Source organism: Succiniclasticum sp., assembly GCF_056977735.1.
Genome location: NZ_DBMCWA010000003.1, coordinates 107043 through 130751 on the forward strand (window position 1 = coordinate 107043; position 23709 = coordinate 130751).

23 protein-coding genes and 1 pseudogene are annotated in these 23709 nt (G+C 50.6%); 13 read left to right on the top strand and 11 right to left on the bottom strand.

Translation table 11 applies throughout. The features are described from left to right. Positions 1 to 13 precede the first annotated feature (13 nt). Complete coding sequence (locus tag ACZOWY_RS02730; RefSeq protein ID WP_484392629.1) at positions 14 to 1441, top strand: LPXTG cell wall anchor domain-containing protein; 1428 nt, start codon at positions 14 to 16, stop codon at positions 1439 to 1441. A 123-nt stretch (positions 1442 to 1564) separates the two neighbouring features. On the opposite strand, the gene ACZOWY_RS02735 is transcribed toward ACZOWY_RS02730, so the two are convergent. Then, complete coding sequence (locus tag ACZOWY_RS02735; RefSeq protein ID WP_484392630.1) at positions 1565 to 3076, bottom strand: hypothetical protein; 1512 nt, start codon at positions 3074 to 3076, stop codon at positions 1565 to 1567. A 19-nt stretch (positions 3077 to 3095) separates the two neighbouring features. Between ACZOWY_RS02735 and ACZOWY_RS02740 the strand changes: the two genes are divergently transcribed. Both ACZOWY_RS02740 and ACZOWY_RS02745 read left to right on the top strand, forming a co-directional pair. Then, the gene (locus ACZOWY_RS02740; RefSeq protein ID WP_484392631.1) at positions 3096 to 3314 is read left to right on the top strand and encodes a hypothetical protein; all 219 of its coding nucleotides are present in this window, start codon (positions 3096 to 3098) and stop codon (positions 3312 to 3314) included. A 326-nt stretch (positions 3315 to 3640) separates the two neighbouring features. Next, positions 3641 to 4639, top strand: coding sequence for a hypothetical protein (locus ACZOWY_RS02745; protein ID WP_484392632.1), 999 nt, complete (start codon positions 3641 to 3643; stop codon positions 4637 to 4639). A 23-nt stretch (positions 4640 to 4662) separates the two neighbouring features. Here ACZOWY_RS02745 and ACZOWY_RS02750 read toward each other — a convergent pair whose 3' ends face one another. The 5 genes from ACZOWY_RS02750 to ACZOWY_RS02770 are packed head-to-tail and all read right to left on the bottom strand — an operon-like array spanning position 4663 to position 10429. Further along, positions 4663 to 5400, bottom strand: coding sequence for a TetR/AcrR family transcriptional regulator (locus ACZOWY_RS02750; RefSeq protein WP_484392633.1), 738 nt, complete (start codon positions 5398 to 5400; stop codon positions 4663 to 4665). A gap of 24 nt (positions 5401 to 5424) precedes the next feature. Next, positions 5425 to 6540 (bottom strand): ABC transporter permease, encoded by a 1116-nt coding sequence (locus ACZOWY_RS02755; protein WP_484392634.1) that lies wholly within the window; start codon positions 6538 to 6540, stop codon positions 5425 to 5427. Beyond that, positions 6540 to 7664 (bottom strand): ABC transporter permease, encoded by a 1125-nt coding sequence (locus tag ACZOWY_RS02760; RefSeq protein WP_484392635.1) that lies wholly within the window; start codon positions 7662 to 7664, stop codon positions 6540 to 6542. The genes ACZOWY_RS02755 and ACZOWY_RS02760 overlap by 1 nt, the downstream gene beginning before the upstream one ends. Next, positions 7661 to 9427 (bottom strand): ATP-binding cassette domain-containing protein, encoded by a 1767-nt coding sequence (locus tag ACZOWY_RS02765; protein WP_484392636.1) that lies wholly within the window; start codon positions 9425 to 9427, stop codon positions 7661 to 7663. Before ACZOWY_RS02765 ends, ACZOWY_RS02760 begins: the two co-directional genes overlap by 4 nt. Before the next feature lie 18 nt (positions 9428 to 9445). Further along, on the bottom strand, positions 9446 to 10429 hold the full coding sequence (locus ACZOWY_RS02770) for an HlyD family secretion protein (RefSeq protein WP_484392637.1): 984 nt from the start codon (positions 10427 to 10429) through the stop codon (positions 9446 to 9448). A gap of 451 nt (positions 10430 to 10880) precedes the next feature. Between ACZOWY_RS02770 and ACZOWY_RS02775 the strand changes: the two genes are divergently transcribed. From ACZOWY_RS02775 to ACZOWY_RS02790, 4 genes are read left to right on the top strand one after another with little or no spacing between them, the layout of a single operon-like run. Continuing rightward, positions 10881 to 11798 carry a DMT family transporter gene (locus ACZOWY_RS02775; protein ID WP_484392638.1) on the top strand — a complete coding sequence of 306 codons (918 nt, stop codon included), beginning with the start codon at positions 10881 to 10883 and terminating at the stop codon, positions 11796 to 11798. A 54-nt stretch (positions 11799 to 11852) separates the two neighbouring features. Next, entirely contained in the window at positions 11853 to 12092 is a 240-nt protein-coding gene (locus ACZOWY_RS02780; RefSeq protein ID WP_484392639.1) for a tautomerase family protein, read from the top strand. Between the two features lie 11 nt (positions 12093 to 12103). Continuing rightward, a complete protein-coding gene (locus ACZOWY_RS02785; RefSeq protein ID WP_484392640.1) occupies positions 12104 to 12973 on the top strand; it encodes a LysR family transcriptional regulator in 870 nt (289 codons plus the stop codon). A 13-nt stretch (positions 12974 to 12986) separates the two neighbouring features. Further along, entirely contained in the window at positions 12987 to 13418 is a 432-nt protein-coding gene (locus ACZOWY_RS02790; RefSeq protein ID WP_484392641.1) for an enoyl-CoA hydratase/isomerase family protein, read from the top strand. Positions 13419 to 13434: 16 nt separating this feature from the next. Here ACZOWY_RS02790 and ACZOWY_RS02795 read toward each other — a convergent pair whose 3' ends face one another. Both ACZOWY_RS02795 and ACZOWY_RS02800 read right to left on the bottom strand, forming a co-directional pair. Next, positions 13435 to 14529 carry an alpha/beta hydrolase gene (locus tag ACZOWY_RS02795; protein ID WP_484392642.1) on the bottom strand — a complete coding sequence of 365 codons (1095 nt, stop codon included), beginning with the start codon at positions 14527 to 14529 and terminating at the stop codon, positions 13435 to 13437. Positions 14530 to 14722: 193 nt separating this feature from the next. Next, positions 14723 to 15610 carry a LysR family transcriptional regulator gene (locus tag ACZOWY_RS02800; protein ID WP_484392643.1) on the bottom strand — a complete coding sequence of 296 codons (888 nt, stop codon included), beginning with the start codon at positions 15608 to 15610 and terminating at the stop codon, positions 14723 to 14725. A 251-nt stretch (positions 15611 to 15861) separates the two neighbouring features. Here ACZOWY_RS02800 and ACZOWY_RS02805 point away from each other — a divergent pair, with 251 nt between their 5' ends. The 4 genes and pseudogenes from ACZOWY_RS02805 to ACZOWY_RS02820 all read left to right on the top strand — a co-directional run bounded on the left by ACZOWY_RS02805 (position 15862) and on the right by ACZOWY_RS02820 (position 18054). After that, entirely contained in the window at positions 15862 to 15999 is a 138-nt protein-coding gene (locus ACZOWY_RS02805; protein ID WP_484392645.1) for a hypothetical protein, read from the top strand. Continuing rightward, a pseudogene (locus tag ACZOWY_RS02810) lies at positions 15933 to 16124 on the top strand (SDR family oxidoreductase); the annotation flags it as partial. The gene ACZOWY_RS02805 and the pseudogene ACZOWY_RS02810, both read left to right, overlap by 67 nt. A gap of 199 nt (positions 16125 to 16323) precedes the next feature. Next, positions 16324 to 17265: a DUF362 domain-containing protein gene (locus tag ACZOWY_RS02815; protein ID WP_484392648.1), complete on the top strand. Its 942-nt coding sequence runs from the start codon at positions 16324 to 16326 to the stop codon at positions 17263 to 17265. Positions 17266 to 17367: 102 nt separating this feature from the next. Then, positions 17368 to 18054: a flavodoxin gene (locus ACZOWY_RS02820; protein ID WP_484392651.1), complete on the top strand. Its 687-nt coding sequence runs from the start codon at positions 17368 to 17370 to the stop codon at positions 18052 to 18054. A 41-nt stretch (positions 18055 to 18095) separates the two neighbouring features. On the opposite strand, the gene ACZOWY_RS02825 is transcribed toward ACZOWY_RS02820, so the two are convergent. The 3 genes from ACZOWY_RS02825 to ACZOWY_RS02835 form a co-directional block, all read right to left on the bottom strand. Further along, positions 18096 to 19076: an alpha/beta hydrolase gene (locus ACZOWY_RS02825; protein WP_484392653.1), complete on the bottom strand. Its 981-nt coding sequence runs from the start codon at positions 19074 to 19076 to the stop codon at positions 18096 to 18098. A gap of 15 nt (positions 19077 to 19091) precedes the next feature. Continuing rightward, a complete protein-coding gene (locus ACZOWY_RS02830) occupies positions 19092 to 20204 on the bottom strand; it encodes an alpha/beta hydrolase (protein ID WP_484392655.1) in 1113 nt (370 codons plus the stop codon). Positions 20205 to 20287: 83 nt separating this feature from the next. Continuing rightward, positions 20288 to 21274, bottom strand: coding sequence for an aldo/keto reductase (locus ACZOWY_RS02835; protein WP_484392656.1), 987 nt, complete (start codon positions 21272 to 21274; stop codon positions 20288 to 20290). 367 nt (positions 21275 to 21641) lie between these two features. On the opposite strand from ACZOWY_RS02835, the gene ACZOWY_RS02840 reads away from it, so the two are divergent. Beyond that, positions 21642 to 22724, top strand: a complete 1083-nt coding sequence (locus ACZOWY_RS02840; protein ID WP_484392790.1) for an alpha/beta hydrolase — start codon at positions 21642 to 21644, stop codon at positions 22722 to 22724. Positions 22725 to 22770: 46 nt separating this feature from the next. After that, positions 22771 to 23667, top strand: coding sequence for a cupin domain-containing protein (locus ACZOWY_RS02845; protein WP_484392658.1), 897 nt, complete (start codon positions 22771 to 22773; stop codon positions 23665 to 23667). Positions 23668 to 23709: the final 42 nt, after the last annotated feature.

Genomic DNA, 23709 nt, shown 5'->3' on the forward strand with positions numbered 1-23709 from the left:
GAGGCGTAAGGACATGAAACGAAATATTAAGATAACAAAGCTTGCGGTTTTTATGCTGACGCTGATTGTAATGCTGGCCGTTTCCGCTGTGGGCATGGCTAAAGGCGGCGAGGAATGGAAAAAGGCGGAAGGCAATTATACCTGGAAAGAAAGCTCCCAGTACAACAACGGGCACCTCATTATTAAACCCATGGAAGAAGGTCTCTTCCTGTTTGAATTTGACGTAATGCGGGGCAGTGAAGCGGAAGACAGTTCATATGATTTCAGTACGGCCGGCATTTTACTGGTCAATGATAACGGCGTGGGCGAAGCTGAATTTGATGTAGATAAAAAACCGGTGAAACTGACATTTACCCTGAAAGACAAAACGATTACCGTGAAACAGGAAGGCTCCATGCCGGCTGATGTGAGCGGCGCTTATGAATTTATGGAAAAGGGATTTGACGTTTCGGAAGCGGCGGCGATGGCGGTCCTGGAAGGAATTTCCCCGGTAAAGACCAGCCTGAACAGTGCTAACAGACCGTACCGGCTGATATATGCTCATGAAGCCGTTGGAGGTTGGTTCTATGATATACGGGCCATTCATCAGCCGGATAACAAACTGTTTGCCCGGTTCCTGGTGGCAGCAGACCTGACTGCGGTCTACCGCAACGATGATGTTAAGAACCCGAAGCTGATTTACGGCTCGCCTGCTACCATGCTCACGACAAAGAAAGCGCCCCTGTTACCGGAAGAAGAGGAAGAAGAGGTTCCCGTGCCGGAAGGGGCTACTGAGGAAAAGACAGATGGGAAAGATGCAGACGCTAAGGACAACCTGTTTACTATCAGTGCCGTGGTGAATGTGGAACCGGCAGACCCTGCCATTAAAGTAGGAGAAAGCAGCAAACTGAGAGTTACCATTCCCGGTAATCTGAAATATAAATTGTCCGATTTAAAATCCAGCGCCGATGACAAAGTCAGCGTGGCCGGTGACGGTACACTGGCCGCCAAAGCTGACGGCACTGCGACAATCAGCGGAAAATTAACCGTAGATAATGCCTCCCGTGATTTTAAGGTGGAGGTGACTGCTTATGTCCCAAAGCTGGAATGCAATGCACTGCCTGCACACGTTGACGTTAACGAAAAGTTGGAGTTGTCAACTTACATCACCGGACAGGAAGGGGAGGTAAAGCCCCAGTGGAGCGTCAGCGACAGCAAGATTGCAGAAATTAAAGACGGCGTGCTTGTGGGTAAGGCTGACGGCGTTGCAGATGTGACTGCAAAAAACGGTGATATGACCCGCACCTGGAAGGTTGCGGTAGGAAAGGCAGAGCTGCCAAAACCCAAAGCAGGAGAAGCGGACGACAGCGACTTTGATATTTTTGACCTGCTGATCCTTGGCCTGCCGGTGATTCTGATCGGCGGCGGCATCTGGATGTTCATGAAACGCAGAAAGAAATAACAGAATATCCTTATCTGACAAAAAGCCGTAGAGGATGAAGCAAAAGAAGAAAAAAGTAATGAAAAATCGTCCAGTACAACTGGACGATTTTTATCTTTTCTAATATACTGACCAGTAGGAAGTTCAAGCCGTCGGAAACAAAATATATTTAAAACACATATAAGCATGATGCAAATCCGATAAATTCGGTTTTCTGTGTGCAAGCCTGCGCCTCAGTTTGGGAGTCGCAGGTCTTTTTTTGCATTTTACGCGATACGTATCCGGTACGTTCCGCTTCGCAAGGGCGCGCTTCTGAAAATCCTGCAGCAACGTGCGCATCCGTTGATCCGGGATCCACACATAAACGGGCTGGGTTGAATCCTGCACGCGTACGTTGGAGCGCCAGATGAACTGTACGAGTTCGGACAGCGCGTAATTGTCGTCATTGAATTTCAGCTCCGGATTCTTTTCCACTTCTGCCCGGTCCGCAAGAAAATGCGTGCAGGTTACGTCAAAGAACCGGTTGCACAGATAGGCCACGCCGGTGCAGTTGCTGTATTTGTTGGTGGCTTTCGTATTGCAGGGCAGGAACCGGCGAAGGGACGGGTAATGCCTTCCGTTACTGCGCAGCAGCTCTTTGTAGGCGTTAAACGTGGTAAACATAAAGGAATCGCTGCGCACGCCCCGGGCTTTCATGAATTCATAGGCATTGCGGAACTTCTGTTTCAGTTCTTTCAGTCCTGCCTGGCTTTTATCTTTGGCGGCGCGGCTGTACCAGCGTTTGGAGAGGCTACTGTCCATATTAAACGGCTTCCCGTCCAGAACGACCAGTTTCTCAATTCCGTCCGGATAGGTTTCCATGAACCGGCCGCCGGGATTCCGCATGATGCGCCTGTCGACGATCTGATAATATTCCATATCAATACGGTTTAACGCGCAATACTTGTGCAGCATGCTGTCCTGCGTCAGGTAGGAAAAGAACCAGCATTCTTTAAAGCAGGAAAACAGTTCCCGTCTCGCGAACGCGATGATGGAAGTGAACCGTCCATCTTTATTTCCGTAGGGATACAAGGTGCAGCTGTAACTCAGTTTTTTTACAGCGTCGAATATTTTGTAATCGGAATCGGTTTTTGCGTAATCGCATTTGGGATTGAATTCGATTGCGCCATTGAGGACTCTGACCATGCCGGTCTGCTGCATCAGTTTAACATCGGCAGGACCGAAACGTATGCTTCCCGGCGGTTCATCCAGCTTGTTGCCCACGCCGACCACATCCTGGAAGAGCGGGGGTACTTCGTCGAAAAGCGCTATATAGTGAAACCCGCAACGGTGAAACGCTTCAAGTGTCTCATCGTTGAACGTGCTCCAGAGCGCATGGGTCGTGACAATGTTTTCGCCGTTACGGATTAAATCCAGGATACTTTTATTATAAGGTTTCGTTTCCGGGCATTTCAGATTCACCACCGGTGCATACCGGCAGTCCCGTTCCCGGATGGTGGGAACGAACACGATGAAACGCGTAGGTTCCTTGTCATCCCAGCTGTTGTGAAAGCGGATCCGGTCGATGAGGGTTTCGCTTTTCCCTATGCCCATGGGCGAATCAACGATATTGAATTTCAGCGACTGCTGTTTATGGATCGGTTTACTGTAATGCAAAGAAATGCCTCCTGTTTTTTTGGATTACGGAGTGGAAGCTGTTGCCAAAGACCGGCAGCAGGGTTTATTTCCTTTTTCCGTACAGGAATGTATTATACGCTTATCAATCCGGGAATGCAAGCAGGACTGGAATGCTGCAGGTAAACTGCCGGGAGCAGCCGTAATTGAAAAAAAGGAAGTAAACCGTTTTTGGCGGGTCGGCGTACTGGCAGCTCTCGCGAACAAAGCAATAGAATGAACGAAATGTATGCCATCTGGAGACAGATAAACAGACTGCCTATATTAATAACAGAGAGCAGGCTGAAAAACCGCACGGCCACTGGAGTTGCGAAAAAAATCCGGTCACTTAAGTGACCGGGGACGGGTAAGGGATCCGGCGTTCAGACCTTTAACATATCCCGGTCTGATGGTATAATGTTACTGCAAGAGGATAAGACGAAGAACGAAGGCTTTTGTTACTTCATGGTATTTGAAAAGAAAAAAACGGCCTGGGCCGGTTGCAAATCAAAACAGTAGTTTCTTTAGTGACAAAGAAAATAACTATTACGCACAGGAGGGAGAAACATGAAATCTAAAAAATTATTCGCACTTACGCTCGCCCTGGCGGCGGCGCTCACACTTACGGGCTGCGGCGGCAGCGGCAGTGGAGGCGGAAATGAAAAGAAACCCGCGTCCCCGAAAAAAACCGTAGCGCCGATTGTAGAAATGGTGCAAAAAGATGGCGCCGAACTCAAAAATCAAAATGTCAGCATCAGAGTCCTCAAACTGGAGAGCGATGTTAAAGGGCTGTCCAATGGCGCCTATATGCCCCCAATGCGGTATCTGGACGGTGCGTTCTACGCGGTTTCCGGTAAAAAGGATCTGGTGAAGCTCGTTCTCAAAGATAAAAAACTCGTGGTGGATCAGCCGTCGCTGGCGCAGAACGTCAGCTTCCTCACCGGTGTAGCAGGAGACCGTCTGTTCTTCCGTCAGCAGGTGCAGGGCAAGCACCGCACGCACGGACTGGAAAAAGACAAAGACATCGGAGAAGTTTACGCCAACCTGGGTTATTTGACGCCTACCACTGATAAGAACAACGCGCTTGCCTGGACAAACAGCGGAGCGTTTCTAAAGACGCAGGCCAAGGCGGACGGAACTTTCCCGGTTCCTAATGCTAAACAGGCAGGCGGCTACCTGCCCCAGAACGATCCTTATATCACCTGCGGCTGGTTCAGCGTACATGGAGACCGGGCTCTGGTCCGGGGGCGCGTTAAGAGCGAAGCCCCCAACAATCACTATGTCCGTGAGCACGACCTGGATATGCGTCTGGTCAGGTCGTATGGTCCCAGCAAAGATTTTAATTTCGGCAGCTTTTATCTGACGGATGCTTATATGGTACATGCGCGCTCGAACAGTAAAGGGCTGGACATTTATTCCCGCAAGGATGCGAAGCTCGTGGCTAATTTCACGCCTAAGGAATTAGGTATTAACGCGACCTATGGCTGCCAGATTGACGGAAACACAATCGCGCTGCTGGATCACTGGACGGGCAATCCCAAACTCGTGCTGATTGCTTTCAAATGACGCGCCGGCTGCGTGGTATACGCTTATTCATCAGGAACCGCAAGATTACAACTTTGCGCTTTGTCTGCAACCGCGGTTGTATCGCGTAACGCCTGCAGGGTAAGCAGTGCATTGGCGCGCAATAACCGGATTAGTTGACGTTGTGGGATCTTTATTGGTGAATGCGATGCAAGCGGATGATTTTGTCCCAGGGAGACGATGGAAAAAGGTGCCAGCGTGCTTAAGATGGCAGTATATAACCGGGGATCCTCTTCCGGAAGATTCAGATATTCGCTGAAGATACTGACGACCACGGAAAATTTCGGCAGAATTTTTTTGGGGACTACCAGCTGCAGGAACGGAGAGGGTTCCATAAGTTCCCGGGTCCAAAGCTGCACGGGCCAGTTGTTTTTTTTGAAAACGGATGAAATAAAAAAGTCTAAGAATGTTTCTATTTTTTCCCGGGAAGAAATCGGAGAATTTTTGATGCGGCTCAGGGAATTCAGTTCCGTAATACGGTTTTGTATTTCTTCCAGTACCGCCAGATACAGTCCGTCCCGGCTACCAAAATGATAATTGACTGCGGCCAGATTCACATCTGCCATAGTGCAGATGCTTTTGCTCGTTGTTTTATCATATCCGTCCCTGGCAAACAGCTTACCGGCGCATTCGATGATCCGGTTGCGCGTTTCCTGTCCGTCCGACCGTATTACGGTGGGCGGATTTTCTTTTTTCAGTTTCAGGTTGAAAACCTGTGACGAATTATTCTTGGTGTGTTTCATGTTTAACCTCCGGGTCAATGCTTTCTACAGTTTATGGCGGAACATCCAGCCTGCGGTGGGCAGCGTAACAGAGGCTACGGCAAGCATGGGAATGAAATTTGGCGCAATCGTTGCCAGTGTGGCCCCTTCCAGATAAATCCGGCGGACGGCGTCGATGGCAAAACGAAGCGGGTTAATATAGGTGAACCACTGCAGGGCTTCCGGCATATTCCGTACCGGTGTAGCCATACCGGACAGCAGCATGATTGGCAACATGACTACGAAGCTGTAGACCATGACCTGCTGCATGCTGCCGGAAACAGCGGAAATGGACAGGCCGATCCCCACACAGCTTATTAAGAAGATAAAGATAGTCAAAAACAGCGTGGCCAGCGATCCCATAAATTTAACTTTAAACCAGAAAACCGCGACGAAGAGAATGATAATGCTCTGAAGCATTCCTATCAGAATCGGCGGAACCGCTTTCCCAATCAGGATATCGGTCGGGCCTAAGGGGGTGACCAGCAGTTGGTCGAAGGTGCCGTCTTCCCGTTCCCGGGCGACGGATAGTCCGGACAGCAGCATGACCTGTGAGAGGCTCATCATGGGAAGAAGGGATGCCAGGAAACTCCAGCGGGTGATCTGGTTTGGATTGTACCAGGTCACCGTCTTCACGTTGATCAGCTGTTTTCCGTTTTGTAACTCACTGTTGTAACTGGCGATTACAGAAGCCGCATAACCGGAAGCGAGCCCGCTGGTCATGGTGTTGCGCCCGTCGGTAATAATCTGGACCGGGGCAGTCTGTCCGGAATTAATCTGTTTGGCAAATTCTGAACCGATGGTGATGACCATAACGGCATCGCCGGAATCGATACAGTCTGCAATCTGGCTCGTGCTGTCCAGGGTGCGGATCCGTTTAAAGATGCCGCTGCCGTCCATTTTCGCCAGCAGTTCCGCAGAATATTTGCTGTGGCTCTGGTCCAGCACGGCGTAGGGCGCCTCATCCAGATTATACGTGGCTACATAACCGAACAGCAGGCTCTGCACAATGGCAGGCAAAACCAGTATAGCCCTGCTTTTCGGATCTTTCAGTGTGGCAAGCATCTCTTTGCGGATCATAAACAGGATGCGCCGCAGTGTTACAGAAAAAATTTCCTTCATTATTCCAGCCTCTTTTTCGTAACTTTAAAGGACAATGCAAGGAATGCAATGGCATACACTGTCAAAACGGAACAGTTCTTAATGATCAGCGGCCAGTTGTTACCTGAAAGGAACAGGGATTTTAACAGTTCCATAAAATATGTGGCCGGCAATATATGCCCAATGGCGCTTACTACAGCAGGTACGCTGCGCAGATCGAAAAGAAAACCGCTCAGCATCATGGTGGGCAGCATGGATACGATAACGGCCAGCTGTGAAGCGAGATACTGATTCCGGATGACGGATGAAATGGTAAGCCCCATTCCCAAAGAAGCCATCAGGTAAATGACGGAACTGAACAGAATAACCAGAAAAGAACCGTGGATGGGAACTTTATACAGATAGCGGGCAGAGAACATGCAGAGCCAGAAACCGGTCATAGCTACGCAAAAGTAGGGGATAATTTTCGAAAGAAGGATTTCCAGAATCCGGACGGGAGTAATGAACAGCGCTTCCAGTGTTCCGTGTTCCCATTCTTTTGCCATGACCATGGTAGTCAGCAGAACGCCCACCAGTGTAATGATCAGTACTACCAGTCCGGGCACAAAGACCCAGGTGCTGGTGTTGGCGTCGTTGAACCACTGGCGCGCGACGACCGTGATTGCGCCTTTTCCGGTAGACGCTGTAAGATATTGTTGCATGTGTAAGGCCTGCCATTGGGCAATACCGGCTTCGATGTAGCTTCCTGCTGTGCGGGCTGTTGTCGCGTCAACGCCCCAAAGGATAATCTGGATATCCGCGTTACCGCGTTTCAGCTGTTCCGTAAAATTACCGGGGATGCGTACGATGGCATCAGCTTTCCGGTTATCCATCAAATCTTCGGCCAGATGCATGCTGGTCACATAAGTCGGGTCGAAATAATCGGAACCGTTCAGGAAACTCACCACATCCTGGGACGTAGGGGAAGCGTCTTCCAATACTACGGCTACCGGCACGTTCTTTACATCTAACGAAAGACCGTAGCCGATGAGCAAAATCAGCATGATGGGGATGACAATGCCAATGATAAGGCTGCTACAATCCCGGATCAGCTGGTAATATTCTTTTTGTATCAGTGCCTTTAAGCGGCGGAGAAAATCATTCATACTGAATCACCGTTTGCATTTATATTGCGGTTCTGGTTCACAATAGAAATGAACGCTTCGTTCATGGTGCTGCTGTTACCACCTTTGCGCCTCACTTCTTCCGGCGTTCCCAGCACCAGCATTTTGCCCTGGTCCTGGATCATGATGCGGTCACAGTATTCCGCTTCTTCCATAAAATGTGTCGTAATGATGATCGTAGTTCCTGCGGCTGCAAAGGCGGTGATCTGCCGCCAGAAGGTACGCCGGGCTACCGGATCAATGCCGCTGGTTGGCTCGTCCAGAAACAGGATATGCGGCTGGTGGATCAGGCCTACAGCCATGGAAAGCCGTTGCTTATATCCGCCCGGTAATTCGCCAGCCGGTTTATCCATTACAGCTGTCAGGTCAAACTGACGGAGCATGGCATCCATCTGTGCTTTCAGGCGGCTGCGGTCAAGTCCGTAAACGCCGCCGAAGAATTCCAGGTTCTCTTTTACGGTCAGCGTTTTGTATAAGGAAAACTTCTGGGCCACATATCCTACGTTGGCCCGGGCCTGCCGCCTCGCATCCCGCAGGTTGACCCCGGCTACGGAAAGAAAGCCGCTGGTGGCGGGGAGCAGGCCGCACAACATTTTGAAGGTAGTCGATTTGCCTGCTCCGTTAGGGCCTAACAGGCCAAAAATTTCACCTTTATGAACCTGAAAGGAAGTATTGTTGACAGCGATGAAATCGCCGAACTTACGTACCAGATCCCTGACTTCGATCACGACATCCTGTGACGGAGGACGGACTGTGCTGTAGTCTAACGCAAATTCAGGATTTTTTTCTGCAGACTTTTCCGCATTGTGCAACAGGATCATGAAACTGTCTTCCAGACAGACCGGTACGGGAAGCGGTTTTAATCCGGGGAAAGGCTGCAGGGCTGCCAGTCGGCTGATACAGTCTGGCTTATAAACGGAAAAACGCACTTTTCCACTCTCGGGAACGGCGTCAATGACATTTTCTTTGTCGTCCAGCAGAGCGGCCTGCAGGTTCCGGGCCGGGATACCGGGTGGCGGTGACGCGACATAACAATGGTCGCGGGCGATTTCCCTCAGGGTTTCCGGGGAACCTTCCGCTAAAATATCTCCCCGGTTCAACATAAATATCTGCTGGCACAGTTCCGCTTCGTCCATGTATGCTGTGCTCACCAGTACGGAAATATGCTCTTCCGCTACCAGCTCCTGTAAAATAGCCCACAATTCCCGGCGGGACAGGGGATCGACACCGACCGTCGGTTCATCCAGCAGCAGGAGTTGGGGAGACCGGACCAACGTACAGGCCAGGCCCAGTTTCTGTTTCATGCCCCCGGACAACTGGCCGGCCAGCCGTCCGGTGAAAGGCTCCAGCCCCGTCATGTGCAGCAGTTTTTGGAACCGTGCCTGACGGATATCCCGGGGAATGCCGTGGAGATCTGCGTACAGATCCAGATTTTCCTGACAGGTCAGGTCTTCGTAGAGGCCGAACTTCTGGGGCATGTAGCTCAGTTGATCCTGCACTGCCTGGGGGTTCTGCGTAATATCATGTCCTAAGACGGTCAGCTTTCCGTTGGTGGGGAACAATAAACCGCAGACCATGCGCAGGAAGGTTGTCTTGCCTGCACCGTCCGGGCCGATCAGGGCTGTGATTTTCCCTTTTTCGATTTTCAGGTTAATGTTTTGCAGGGCGGTAATGGGTTTGCCTGTCGTTTTATCTTTGAACGTTTTATACAGGCCGTCTGATTCTGCAATGTATGTATGACTCACGGTTCTTCTCCGGTGTTTTTAAAATGTTACGGTAGCCGGCATGCCCATGCGCAGCACATTGTTATCATCGTTTACGTAAATGCGGATTTCATACAGCAGCGAGCTGCGCAGCTCTTCCGTTTGTACGGATTTCGGCGTAAACTCCGCCGTGTTGGAAATGTAACCAACCTGTCCTTTGATGGGCTGGTTGGGAAAACTGTCTATGGTAACAGTGGCTTCCATGCCTTCCTTTACTTCGCCTAAACGTTTTTCCGAAATATAAGCCCGGACCCATTTTGTGTTTTCCAGTCCGATCATATAAACAGCTTTGGAAGGGGAGGCCATATCGCCGGGCTCTGCCAGACGGGAACGGATGACTCCGTCCTGCGGTGCGGTCAGGGTAGCCTGGCTCAGATTATATTCCTGGGTCTGCAATGCAACTTTTAACGCTTCCAGCTGGGCTTCCGCAGCAGCGATATCTTCCTGCCGGGGACCAATGTTGCTTAACTGGAGAGCGGCCCTTGCATTTTCCAGATTGGCAGCGGCGGCTTTCCAGCGGGCTTCTGCATCATCCCGGCTCTGGCGGCTGACAGCGTTTTTGTCATATAGTGACTGCATGCGCTGATAATAGGTGCGGGCGTTCTCTTCTTCCGCAGCCATGGTGTTGAAAGAAGCCTGCGCCTGAAGGATTTCTTCCGGGCGGGAGCCGTTGTGCAGCTTGGCGACCGCGGCCTGCTGACTGGCAATCTGGGCTTTCGTCTGGGCAATGGCCAGCTTCAGGGTCTGTGTGTTCAACGTGGCCAGCACATCGCCCTTTTTGACACGGTCGCCTTCCTCTGCGTTCATCTTGTCGATCCGTTCGCTGGCATTAAACGCCAGTGAAATCTGTCGGATATCAACATTTCCATATAAGACCAGTGCTTTTTCTTCCGTTTTGCTCCGGTAAAAATAAAAACCGGCAGCCAGCAGCACAAGCAAAATTACCAACAGAATTGTTTTCTTATTGTTCTTTAACGTATCCATACTAAGATTCCTCACTTTAAACGTTAAACAGTGTCTCATTAATTCAAATTCGAATTTGAAATCGGGACTAAAAATAAACTGCGCCGGATACGCAGTTTTTTATCATTATATCAAATTCAAATTTGAATTTCAAGTTTGGGCGATATCGTAAAAAAAAGTCCCGGTAAGCGTACAGACGAATTGATCAGTGGTTCCTTAAGATATTTCGGGGTAAACCTAAATCCCTCTGCCAATTGACAGAAAACTTGGCAGGGAAATTTTTTAATTGAAATACTTTTTATTATAAATGCCCTCGCCCTGATTAGTTTCAGAGTGAGGGCATAAATTATGTTATCGATTTTATGATATATAAAAAAAAGATAATGTCATATATAATTTTCACTTTAACAATACACTGATTTATTATAAAATACCGGTAGGAATAAATCATTTAACACACCGGAGGCAGTTTATGAGAAGAAGCGTTCATTCTTACACAGGAGAATTATGTGTGATAGCTTCCGCCGTTCTGTTCGGCCTGATGCCGTTGTTGGTAAAGATCGTTGCGGCTCATGGCGGAAATGCGTACATGATAGCGCTGGGACGTTTTTTCTTTGGCAGCCTGATCCTTTTGGCTGTAATTACAGTACGCAGGGATGTATCGCTGCATATCACCCTGCGTCAGTTTCGGGAGATTATGCTGCTTTCCGTGTTTTATGCACTGACGCCGGTGCTTCTGTTTTCTTCCTATGGGCATATGGATTCAGGTATGGCAACGACGCTGCATTTTACCTTTCCGGTGCTGGTAATTGTTTTTTCAGTCATACTGTTCCGAGAGCGTCCGGACTGCCGCCAAATTTTCTGTACGTTACTCTGTACCATTGGCATCAGCCAGCTTTCCGGCGGGGAAACAGCAAGGACGGCCGGCGTTTTGTTGGCCGTTGCTTCCGGCGTGACGTATGCGCTGTACATTGTGTTTCTGGGAAAAAGTTCGTTGCAGTCCATATCGGCACTGCCTACTGTTTTCTGGCTCACGTTGTTATCCTCTGCTGAAATTGCGTTGTTTGCCGCAGTAACTGGCAATTGGGCTGTTCCTTCCGATGCAGCCGCCTGGGCCGGGACTGTTTTGCTGGCGTTTTTATCAACTGCGCTGGCATTAGTGCTGTTTCAGTTGGGCCTGTTCCGCTGTGGGCCGGTCCGCGCTTCGCTGCTCAGCACGTTTGAACCGTTGACGAGCGTCCTGGTCGGTTCCCTTGTATTTTACGAAATGCTGACAGTACAGAATCTGATTGGCATTCTCTGCGTGTTAGGTTCAGGGATTATGCTGGTAATGCCGGCTTCAGTGTTTACTTCTGTAAAACAGTTTTTGTTTGCGGTTCACGGTAAATGAATATTTTGCGCAACGGCGCATAATAAATTTTATTTTATACAAGGGGGATTAGTTATGCCGTATGTTAACATCCGTATTACAAAAGAAAAGAACGTTACGCCGGAAAAGAAACGCCAGCTGATTGAAGGAACGACGAATCTCCTGTGCGATATTTTAGGAAAACATCCAAAATCGGTGCACGTTACCATTGACGAAGTAGAAACGGATAACTGGGGTGTAGGCGGCGTTTCGGTGACAGAACTGTTAGAGCGTCAGCAGAGCAAACGGCCGGTTCAGGAAACCACAGAAGATTGAAAGGGGTAAACATGGATTTACAGGCCTTACGGTATTTTCGAATCGTAGCGAAAGAGGGCAGTTTTTCCCAAGCTGCGCAGAAACTGAATTACGCCCAGTCCAACCTTTCCACGAAAATACGGCAGTTAGAACAGGAACTGAATACGCCGCTGTTTTACCGCCATGCTTACGGCGTGAGGCTGACAGAAAAGGGCGAAACGCTGTTAGCCTATACGGATCAGCTGTTCCGGTTGGTGTCAGAAGTGGAAAATGTGATGAAAGACGATGGGGCGGCGCGGGGCAGCCTGCATATCGGTACGATGGAATCGGCTGCGGTCACCTTTATGCCGGAACTGTTGGCCGAATATCACCGCCGGTGCCCTGATGTAGCGCTGACCGTACAGACCGGTGTGTCGGCGGAATCCGTTCGGCAGGTTCTGGATTACAATCTGGACGGGGCGTTTGTGGCAGGTTCCGTTAACCATGCGGAACTGGCCAGCTGCTTTGTGCGAAAGGAAACGCTTGCGTTGTATTCTACAGCGGAATTTGACGTAGGGACGCCGGTTGCGGAGTTATTATCCCAACCGTTGCTGGTGTTGCCTCAGGGGTGTTCCTACCGATGGATGCTGGAAAAGTGGCTGCATGAGGAGCAGATTATTCCAATGCAGACGGTAGAATTTGATTCGCTGGGCGCGATCCTTGCCAGCGTCAGCGCCGGTTTGGGGGTAACGCTGTTTCCGGAAAGCCTGGCGGCTTTTTATAAAACAAAACAGATTGTAGTCAGCCATGCAGTGCCTGCAGCCTTCGCACAGGCGGAGGTGTCCTTTGTGTGGCGGAAGGACCGGGTGATGGACAGTACGTTGCAAAGTTTTATCCGACTGGTAAGAAAAAAGAAGGCATGAGGGGAGGCCGAGAATGAGTAAAACAACATTTGAAGTAAAAAACGGCGTTGCCATCATTTTACTGAATGATCCGGACCATCTGAATCCTTTAGACCAGGCGACAGATATTGAACTGCTAAACCACTTAACGTATTGCGAACAATCGCCGGAAGTGAAAGTGGTTGTGCTTGGCGGGGCCGGGCGTTCTTTCTCAGCCGGCGGCGATATGCGTTTTTTCAAAAAACAGTTAGACGACCAAAATTATGCGGGCCTGGATGAACTGGCAACGCATGTGAACCGCGTGATGTTGCAGATCCGGAAGATGAAAAAACTGGTGATTGCCGCAGTCCAGGGTTACGCTGTCGGCGGCGGCGCCAATCTGGCGCTGGCTTCCGGTTTTCATGCATACAAGAAAACAGGACGGTTTCCATCGTTGCGATGGAATCACGTCCTGTTTGTATTATAAGAATGCTCTTTACTTTTTACAGATACTTACGGAAGAAGCCTTCAATTTTATCAAAGGGGATGATGTCCATCTGGTCGTACAAGTCGGTGTGGGATGCGCCGGGGATGATCATCAGCTCTTTGTTGTTGCCTTTCAGTTTTTTGAAAGCGTCTTCGCCGAAGTAACGGGAGTGGGCTTTCTCCCCGTGGATAACCAAAACGGCGTTACGGATTTCGCCTGCGTAACTTAGCTGGGGCATGTTCATGAAGGACAGCGCGCTGGTCACGTTCCAGCCGCCGTTGGAATTCAGGGAGCGTTTGTGGTAACCGCGGGGCGTTTTGTAATAATCCCAGTAATCGCTGAAGAATTTCGGTTCCGCAGGCCGTTCGTCCGGAAGTCCTCCTGCCAGTTTGTAGCTGCCGTTCCTGTAATCTTCCGTACGCTGGGCGTTCATGGTTTCCCTTGCTTTATAACGGGCGTCTTCGTCCATGGCGTCAAAATATCCGTTGGCAGTGACGCGGCTCATGTCGTACATGGTGGAGATGACGGAAGCTTTGATGCGGGTGTCCATGGCCGCGGCGTTCAGCGCCAGGCCGCCCCAGCCGCAGATGCCGATGATGCCGATGTGATTGGGATCCACATTATCCAACGTGGAAAGATAATCCACCGCGGCGGAAAAATCTTCCGTATTGATGTCCGGGGATGCTACATAACGGGGGCTGCCGCCGCTTTCGCCGGTGAAGGAGGGGTCGAACGCGATGGTGAGGAACCCGCGTTCCGCCATGGTCTGGGCATATAATCCGCTGGACTGCTCCTTTACGGCGCCGAAGGGGCCTGCTACTGCCAGCGCAGGCAGTTTTTTGCCGCTGCTGTTTTTCGGGATATACATATCAGCCGCCAGTGTGACGCCATAACGATTATGGAATGTAATTTTCTTATGTTCTACTTTGTCGCTTTGAGGGAAAACCTTGTCCCATTTTTGTTCCAGTTGCAACGTCTGTTCTGTCTGCATAGCGGCTCCTTTCGTAACTAACGTGTTTTGAGCGGGGGTTTTTCCGGCGGCGAAAGCGCTGCCGGTTATGGCCAGCGTGCCGATTAATACGGCGGCCAATAATGTCCTGTTCAGTTTCATAAGTTTCTCCTTCCTGCGTAACGCGCCGGTTCCAAATCTGAAACGCGGTTGGGTTATCAGCCCTAACTTAAAAAACCGGGGCCTTTGAAAAATACGGGGAAAACATTTGGATTTGTTTTATCGCATTTTCATTATAAGGAAAAGAGAAAAAGAAGTCCAATACTTAAAACTAATTGCCAGATATGCTTTTTTTCTATACAGCAAACTCCGGATGGGTGATATAACAGTTCCGCAATATCCGGATAAAATCAGACACAATTTCACGTCTGTCGCTGGCGTGAGTGCAGAGGACGCAGGAAATCGTTTCTTTGCAGTCAAATGGCGTCCAGGCAAATTCCCCGTTGTGGTCGTTGAGAAAACCGGGCGCCAGGCAGATACCTTTATGGGACGCCACATGGGTGAGCGTAGTATCGTAATCATTGCTGTTAAAGTGGGCAAGATGAAGTTTCTGCAGTACCCGCTGCTGTACGGCGCGCAGTTCCGGTTGGGAACCGCCGCCTACCATCAGCGTGCGTCCTGCCAAATCTTCAATCACGATTTTGTCTTTTTGCGCCAGCGGATCTGTCGTTTCGCTGATGAGATATATTTTACTCCTGAACAGCGGATGGATTTTTATGTCGGGGACGCGTTTCATGTCTTCTTCTCTGGCGAAAACCATGTCCTGCTCGCCCCGCAGAAAACGGTCCGTGCTGTGGAGAGGAATAAATTCCGGCGTAACGGAAACCCCTTTGTGGGTGCGTTCAAACTCTTCAATCGCCTGAGGCAGAAAATAAACGGCGGAACGCATGGGCAGGCCGACGGTCAGGTTGGAGTGATACCGGCGGCTGTTGTTCTGTCCCTGTTCAATCGCGCGTTTTAATTCCTCCCTGAGATTTCGCAGAACAAGGCAGAACTGCTGACCCGCCGGGGTAAGGGCAGCGCCTTTTCCGGAACGGTGGAACAGTGGGAAGCCAATTTCTTCCTCCGCAGTTTTGATGTGGTAGGTCAGCGTCGGCTGCGTGATGTACAGGTTTTCGGCAGCCCGGTTGAAATTCAACGTCTGCGCCAGCATAAGGATGCAGTCGATTTGTTTGCTGTTCATGGTATTTTCCCTCCGTTAGTGTGTTGTACCTTGTCCCATATTTCGAAAAAAAGATGAGTAAGCCGGTTATGGCCGGAACTATCCGGGCCTGCAGGTTTTTCTTTTATTATAATCTGATAGAAAAATTCTATCAATAATAAAATAATACAATTGGACTTTTTACACATTCTTTTTTTATAATTAGTAGAGAAACGAAGACAGCTATATAACAGCTACATATTATAATCTTAAAAATTGAAACGGAGGACGCTATGATGAGCAAAGACGTAATGATTGTGACCGGCGCGGGACAAATCAGCATGGCAATTGCCCGCAGGGTTGGCTTGCCAAATGCCCGGCAGGCCGGCCCGGTACAGCAGATGAAGTGGCAAACGTGGCGGCGCTTTTAATGAGCGAAGCTGGCGCGTTTATCACCGGCTCCACCTTCCTCATTGACGGCGGGGCGACGGCAAGCTATTATTATGGGCCGTTGCAGCCCGGACTCGAAACCGGAATGCCGGAAAACAAAAAATAGCATTCCGCAGAAAACGGCGGAATGCTTCGTTGCTTCAGTACTATGCTTTTTTGTTATAGCATTGCTGCAAAACAGGCATTGTACATTCTGACGGAAATAGGTTATAACTGTATTATGAAGGTTTATATGTTTTTTTAAAACACGCCACGAAGGCAGGTTGCGGGACGCAGGAGCGTCCGGCGTAAGAAAGGAGACCATCATGAAAGAATTCAAACAGGCACCGGTTGTTGGAAGCAGGCGGGTGGACGCAGAAGCGCCCGGGACAAAAGCAAAAGTTTATTTTACCCGTACGATTGATGCGGAGCATCTGATCAAACTGTATAATCTGATCAATGAGAACATTTACGGCAAGGTTGCCATCAAGCTGCACACCGGGGAAAAGCACGGCCCCAACATCCTGCCCCGGGATATGGTGCAGGCATTCCAGGCAAGCGTTCCCGACAGCGCCATCGTGGAAACAAACACGTTGTATGCCGGCGACCGTTACACCACCAAAGACCATCGGGAAACGCTGAAAGTCAATGGCTGGACTTTTTGCCCGGTAGATATTCTGGATGAAGATGGCGATGTGGCCCTGCCGGTTCGCAACGGTTTACGGCTGAAGGAAGTTCATATGGGCGGTCATCTCACCGACTATGATTCCCTGATCGTACTGACGCATTTTAAAGGACATGCCATGGGCGGCTTCGGTGGTTCTATGAAAAATATAGCGATCGGCTGCGCTTCCGGACAGGTTGGCAAACGGGAAGTGCATCTGGTGGTGGATGATATGCCGGCTAATTTTGAAGAATGGCCTATGAAAGAACAGTTTATGGAAAGCATGGCGGATTCTGCCAAGGCTACCTGCGATTATTTCGGCAAACACATCGTGTTCCTCAATGTAATGCGCCGCATGTCCGTGGACTGCGATTGCGCGGGCGTGGCGGCGGAAGAGCCTACCATTGCGGATCTCGGCATCTGTGCTTCCACGGATATTCTGGCCATTGACCAGGCCTGCTGCGACATGGTTTTCACCAAACCGGAAGGAGACCAGAAAGATTTAGTGGAACGCATCACCAGCCGTCACGGTCTGCACCAGCTTACGGCTATGCAGAAACAGAAGATGGGGAATCCCCGGTACGAACTGATCGAAGTGGAATGAAATGCTTTTCAGCGGTCTGCGTGAAGTGTCTTACGTAAAGCTTGCGATGGACAGGCTGTAAAACAGTTTTGCATTACATGTTTTAAAGCAGGGGGAAACTAAATGAAACGGTTTATATTTTTCCTGAGCGCAATATTTCTGTTAGCTGCCTTTACAGGCGGCTGCGGCGGCGGTGAAAAGAAAGCGGAAAAGTCGGCGGACAAACCGGCAGCGATAGAAACGAAGAAGGCTGAAGCTGCTCCGGCTCCTTCGGCAGGGGGCAGGAAAATTTTAGTTGCATACTTCTCCCGCACGGGCGAAGAGTACGGCGTGGGCGTAATCACTAAAGGCAACACGGCGGTGGTTGCGGATGCCATTGCGGAAATCACCGGTGCGGACAAATTTGAGATTAAAACGGTGAAAGCGTATCCCCAGGCCTATCGGGAAACCACGGACGTGGCAAAAAAAGAGCAACAGGACAACGCCCGTCCGGAAATAGTGGGCAAGCCGGAAAACCTGAAAGACTATGACACGGTATTTTTAGGATATCCCATTTGGTGGAGCGACCTGCCTATGGCCGTGTATACTTTTTTGGAAAACAATGACTTTAGCGGCAAGACCATCGTTCCCTTCTGCACCAGCGCAGGCAGCTATATGACAGGCAAGGAAAGCCGCATTGCCGATCACGCCAAAGGCGCGACGGTCCTGAACAAAGGGCTGGGCCTGCCGGGCCGTATGTCCCAGGACGATCCGAAAGCGGTGAAGTCCGAAGTGGAAAAATGGCTGAAGGAAATTGGCTACGCAAAATAGAATATCATATTGTTACAGCCGCAGATTTGCGGCTGTTTTCGTTACTTACACTGTCGGTCCCAGAAGGCGGCAGCGCGATGGATCCAGCCTTCGGCAACAGTGCCTTCCCCCAGTCCGAAACCGTGGGGCAGGCCGGGGAAGATTTCGATTTCCGCATCAGTGCCATTGGCGCGGATGGCCTGTATGCGACGCTGCATGGTGTGGGAAGAAGCAATCCAGTCGCCGGCGCCGACGCAGCTATAGGTCGGGGGTTCGTTGCCGTAGACTTCAGACAGACCGGTGTATTGCATAATCACCGCTGCCGGACGGGGATACCGCTTTTCGCCAAAAGCTTCCGTGCCCAGAGAACCCAGCCAGGCAGCCATGCGGGCGCCGGCGGAACCGCCCCAGAGGGAATAGTTGGACGGATCGACCTGCAATTCGTCGGAGTGGGTATGGATAAAGGCGATGGCCCGGGCCAGATCTTCACAGGCCTTTTGCGCATCGGGACGGTAAATCAGCGCAAACGCGTTGTAACCTTTCTTGGATAATTCCAACGCATGGGGAAAACTGTCGTGCATAGCGCCTACGTATGAAAAACCGCCGCCTGCATTTAACAGAGCGACCCGGTTGCCCGGCCTGCCCCGGAAGAAGAAGAGACCCGTATTGCGTTTGCGCGGGTCTCTTTGTTTTTCTTCATCAGAGTAGATGTTGTAAAAAATCTGCTGGCCCTTTTGCGCCTGCGTTTTCATATAGTTTACGATTTCCACAGTGCGTTCCGGTCGGACATTATTATACCAGACCAAAATATCGCCGATGTCTTTTAAAGCAAGGTCACGGCTGATGTGCCGGTCTGCCGGAAAGATCAGCCGGCCGTGGCCGCGAAACGCAGGATCGTTTATTACATCAACAACCTTTGTTTCCAAATGGAACAGTGTTTCTGCTTGCATGGTGGATTCCTTTTTTGCGCTGCTTTCACCGCAACCGGTGCAGATGGCCAGCATCAGGGACAGGGCGAGGGTCTGAAAAATTGATTTTTTCATTTTTATCGTTTGCATTTATTTATCCAGCTTCTGTTCACGCAGCCACTTGTCAAACAAATCTGCCAGCTGCCCGTTGTTCAGATCGCTCATGAGAAAATGGGTGTTGCCTTTGATACCCAGCTTTGGCAGTTCCACCAGTGTGGCGTTGCCGCCGTGCCGGTTAATGGCTTCCGTAAATTTCCGGGCCATCTGCAGACGGACGCGCCAGTTTTCGCCGCCCAGTTTGTCGGTTACTTCTTCCGGAATATAATCGCCAAAATACATGACGATAGGAATCTCTGTCAGCCGCCGGAACTGTTCCACGGGAACGGGAACGCCGGAGGCTGTGCCCGTTAAACTGGGCATGGGGTCCGGTACTTCGCCTTCCGGGAACACGTAACCGCCCGGTTCGTAGGAAGCCACTGCTTTCACGTTTTTATTGCTGATAGCGGAAAGCCAGCCGGGGAAGCCGCCTGCGGAATGGGTGACCAGGACGACGCCGTTTGCGTTTTTGGACGCAGAACCGTTCTTCGCTGTCATGGCAACGGTCTTATCAATGGCGGCGCTGATGGATGCTACATCCGTTTTCATATTATGAGCGCTTACGTCCGGCGTCATTTCCCGGAAAAACTGATCCAGTGTTTCCGCGTCTTTGGGGAACTGCACATTGCTGTGATAATTCGGGTATTCGCCTAACCGCCAGATATCAAACCACAACATCTCGTCTGCTTTGGGAGTCAGAGTCGTTGTGGCAGAGGTTTTACCGGCGCGTCCCCGTCCGGGCAAATCCATGACAAAAGCGGGATAGCGCCTGCGCAGCATTAAGGTGGAGAAACCTTCCCGTCCGTCCGGCGTCATTTCCCAACAGAGACCGGACCCGCCGTAACCGTGGATGAAAAGCAACGGCGCGTTTTTGGCTTTGGCGGGAATCTGGTAGCTGACAATAGCATGGTCGGCGCGATAGCTTTGTCCCTGTTCGATGGGACTGGCCCAGCCGCCAAACTTTTTGTTGTCATAGGTTCCTTCGCGCTGGATGGTGATTCCTCCTGCGGCAAAATGTCCCTGGGTCTCCAGCGTCAGTTTTTCATTTGCAAGAGCGCCGGTAGAAAACAGTGTCAAAACGGTGAGCAGTATGGCAGTTTTTTTCATGATAAAATCCTTTCCTGTTATCAATTACCAAATTTATAGTTTCTGTTTAAATTGCAATAGCATTTTTATCTTTGTTTATTCGTTTACTTTTTTACCGGCGATCCGCCGAAGACAGCGGACATTTTCATGTGATTCAGCTTTGTATCTATAGCCGCCACTTCGTCTGCGGTTAAAATCACATCCGCCGCGCCGAGGTTTTCTTTTATGCGCGAAAGTTTACGGGAGCCGGGTATTGGTACAATATACGGCTTTTTACAGAGCATCCACGCCAGCGAGATCTGGGCGGGGGATGCGCTTTTTTCTTTTGCCAGCATATGAATCAGCGCCAGCAGTTCCCGGTTCTGCGCAAAGGCTTCGTCGGCATATTGGGGCATAACGCTGCGATAGTCTTCCTTGCTGAACGTTTCGCCCGCCTTGAAGGCGCCGGAAAGAATACCGTTGGCCAGCGGTGAAAAGGCGACATAACCTATCGTTAATTCTTCCAATACGGGGAACAGACTTTCATGCCAGCGGGCCATCATGGAGTAACGGTTCTGGATACAGGTGACGGGACAAACGGCGTGGGCTGCACGCAGATAGGTTTCGTCTGCTTCGGAAATACCCCAATGCAGTATTTTTCCTTCTTTTATTAAATCGGCTATCACTCCCGCCACTTCTTCCGCCGGAGTTTTGGGATCGATGCGGTGCTGGTAATACAGGTCGATTACATCCACGCCCAGTCGTTTCAAACTCCCGTCAATGGATTTGCGGATCGTTGCCGGGCGGGAATCCATGACGAGCTGGCGGTTTTCGTGGCGCACGCCGAACTTGGTGGCTATTTTTACCTTATTGCGGATGGGCGCCAGCGCTTTTCCCACCAGCTCTTCGTTATAACTGGTGCTGCCGTCGGCGTATTCTCCCACATAACACTCTGCAGTATCAAAGAACGTGCAGCCTTCTTCCGCCGCCGCGCGGATCGCTGCAATTGCGTCGGCCTCATCGGTGGGCGCGCCATAGGCATGCGAAAAACCCATGCAGCCCAGGCCTACGGCGGAGACGGTTAAATCATTGCCCAATGTGCGATAGTTCATAGTCATTTTCCTCGTCTTTCTTGCGGTCTGCGTGATGCATTATACTAATTATGTACCCCGCTTTTTCTGCGTTGTCTTTATTGTAAATTGCCTTTTCCCATTTGTACAATATCAGAAACGAATAACAGTATAAATGAAACGGATAGTGAAATGCGGTTTGATTTCGCTATGCGTTTTTGTTATAGCGCATTGCAGAATCGGCATTGTACTTTTTCAACGGAAGCCAATACAATAAAATCAGTAAAGCGGAAACAAAATCGGATTTCTCTATAAGCTGTATACTGCGCAGTTCCGTTTCCGCACTGCGCGGCAGCCGCCGGGACCGTTTTGACCGTTGGACATAAAAAAAGGAAGGATGAAAAACATGATGTTTAAGAAAAAAATGATGGCAGCTTCTCTGATGGCGCTCGTATTAGGCTTCTCTACCATGGCTTTTGCAGCGGAAGCACCGGCTGAAAACCCCTTTGGTCTTGTGTACCGCGGCGCTATTACACAAAACGAAAAAGGCAAGGTGAATATCCGTCCTGTGGAGTACAAGGTGGAAGGCATCAAGGTCGCGGCGAATCTCTACCTGCCGGCAGATTATGACGAGAAAAGCATCAAGAGTTATCCTGCCGTGACTGTCGCCCATCCCAACGGAGGCAGCAAGGAGCAGGTGGCCGGTCTTTATGCCCAGCGGTTGGCGGAGCTTGGCTATATCGCCATTGCCTGTGATGCCCGCTATCAGGGAGAGAGCGGCGGAGAGCCGAGACTGAGGGATTATCCCTCGAACCGCATAGAGGACATCAGCGGCATGGTGGATTATCTCTCTACGCTCCCGAAAGTGGATAAGTCTCGTATCGGCTCCCTCGGTATCTGCGGAGGCGGCGGCTACACATTGGCGGCGGCGCAGACCGACAAACGCATCAAGGCGGTGGCCACCCTCTCCATGTTTAACTCCGGCAGAGTGCGTCGGAACGGCTTCCTGGACGCGGATATCAAGGGCGCTCAAGCAAGAATGCAAAAGGCGGCGGACGCGAGAGATAAAGAACTGGCGGGGGAAATCGTCTATGAGGGCTTCCTGCCCCCCAATTCCACTGATGAACAACTGCGGGCGAAAATGGCAGAGCTTCCCGAAAACACCCTCTACCGTGACGGCATTGAATACTATGGCTTGACGCACCGCCATCCGAACGCCACGGGGAGCTACACCACGGAATCCTTCATGAAGCTCATGGCCTTTGATGTGGAAGACAGAATGGATCTCATCAACCAGCCTCTCCTGATGATTGCGGGAGAAAAGGCAGATACGCTCTATATGACGAAGGATGCTTTTGCCAAGGCAAGCGGCGCGGAGAACAAGGAACTTTTCATGATTGAAGGCGCCAGCCATATCCGCACCTATTGGGTGCCCGAGTATGTGGAAAAGGCAGTCAATAAGCTGAAAGAATTCTACGGAAAACATCTGTAATAATAAATGGTTGGGTAGTAACCGGCATGGTGGAAAGGTGATTTTTATGAACAAAAAAATGATTGCGGCGTTGGGATTGTGTCTGTGCAGCATCGCGTCCTTTGCGTTTGCCGACACAGGAAACTGGAAATATCCGCCGGGCAAGGATGTGTCCAGCCGGTTTGCCGGCACGGTGTATCGCAACGATCTGATTGATCTGGATCCTACATACAATGTTCCCCAGACAAATTGTATTTCTTTTGAGCCGGGCAGCCGCAGCGCCTGGCATGTACACGGCGGCATGGTGGTCGTGGGACTGGATGGCGTCGGTCTGCTGCAGATTGACGGGCAGCCTGCTATGATCATCCGCAAAGGCGATGTGGTACAGATTCCCGCCGGTGTCAGCCACTGGCACGGGGCGACAAAAGATTCCCGTTTCCAGCAGCTGGTGATTTACGATAAAAACTGGAAAGTGCCCGCCGGCCTGAAGGCCCGCACCGGCATGATTTCCGACGAGGAATACGCAAATCTGGAACTGGCAGAAGCGCCCCGTAAAGCAATTCCTGCCAAAGAGTTCACCTTTGCCGCAGAAAAATTCAATTCGCCGAACTTTAACAAACCGGTGTATCTGGGTCGGACCGTGACAACACCGAATGCAGCGGATGCGCCAGTATTTTCCTACGTATTCTTCCCCAAAGGCGTTTACAATAAATGGCATATGCACGGGGAAGGACAAATCCTGATCGCGACCGACGGTATCGGCCTGCACCAGATGCGAAACGGCGAGATTCAGGTGATGCGTCCCGGCGACGTGGCCTACTGCCCGCCGGGGGAAACCCACTGGCACGGCGCCGCGCCTGACAGCAGCTTTGCCCATCTGGCCGTGAGCCCGGCAGGAAAGCATACGGTGGAGTGGTACGACTTCCTGGATAAAAAGGAATACAAAAAGGCAGCGGTGAAATAAATACTGTTCTGTATAAGTTGTCTTCTTCAAAACGATTTGTAA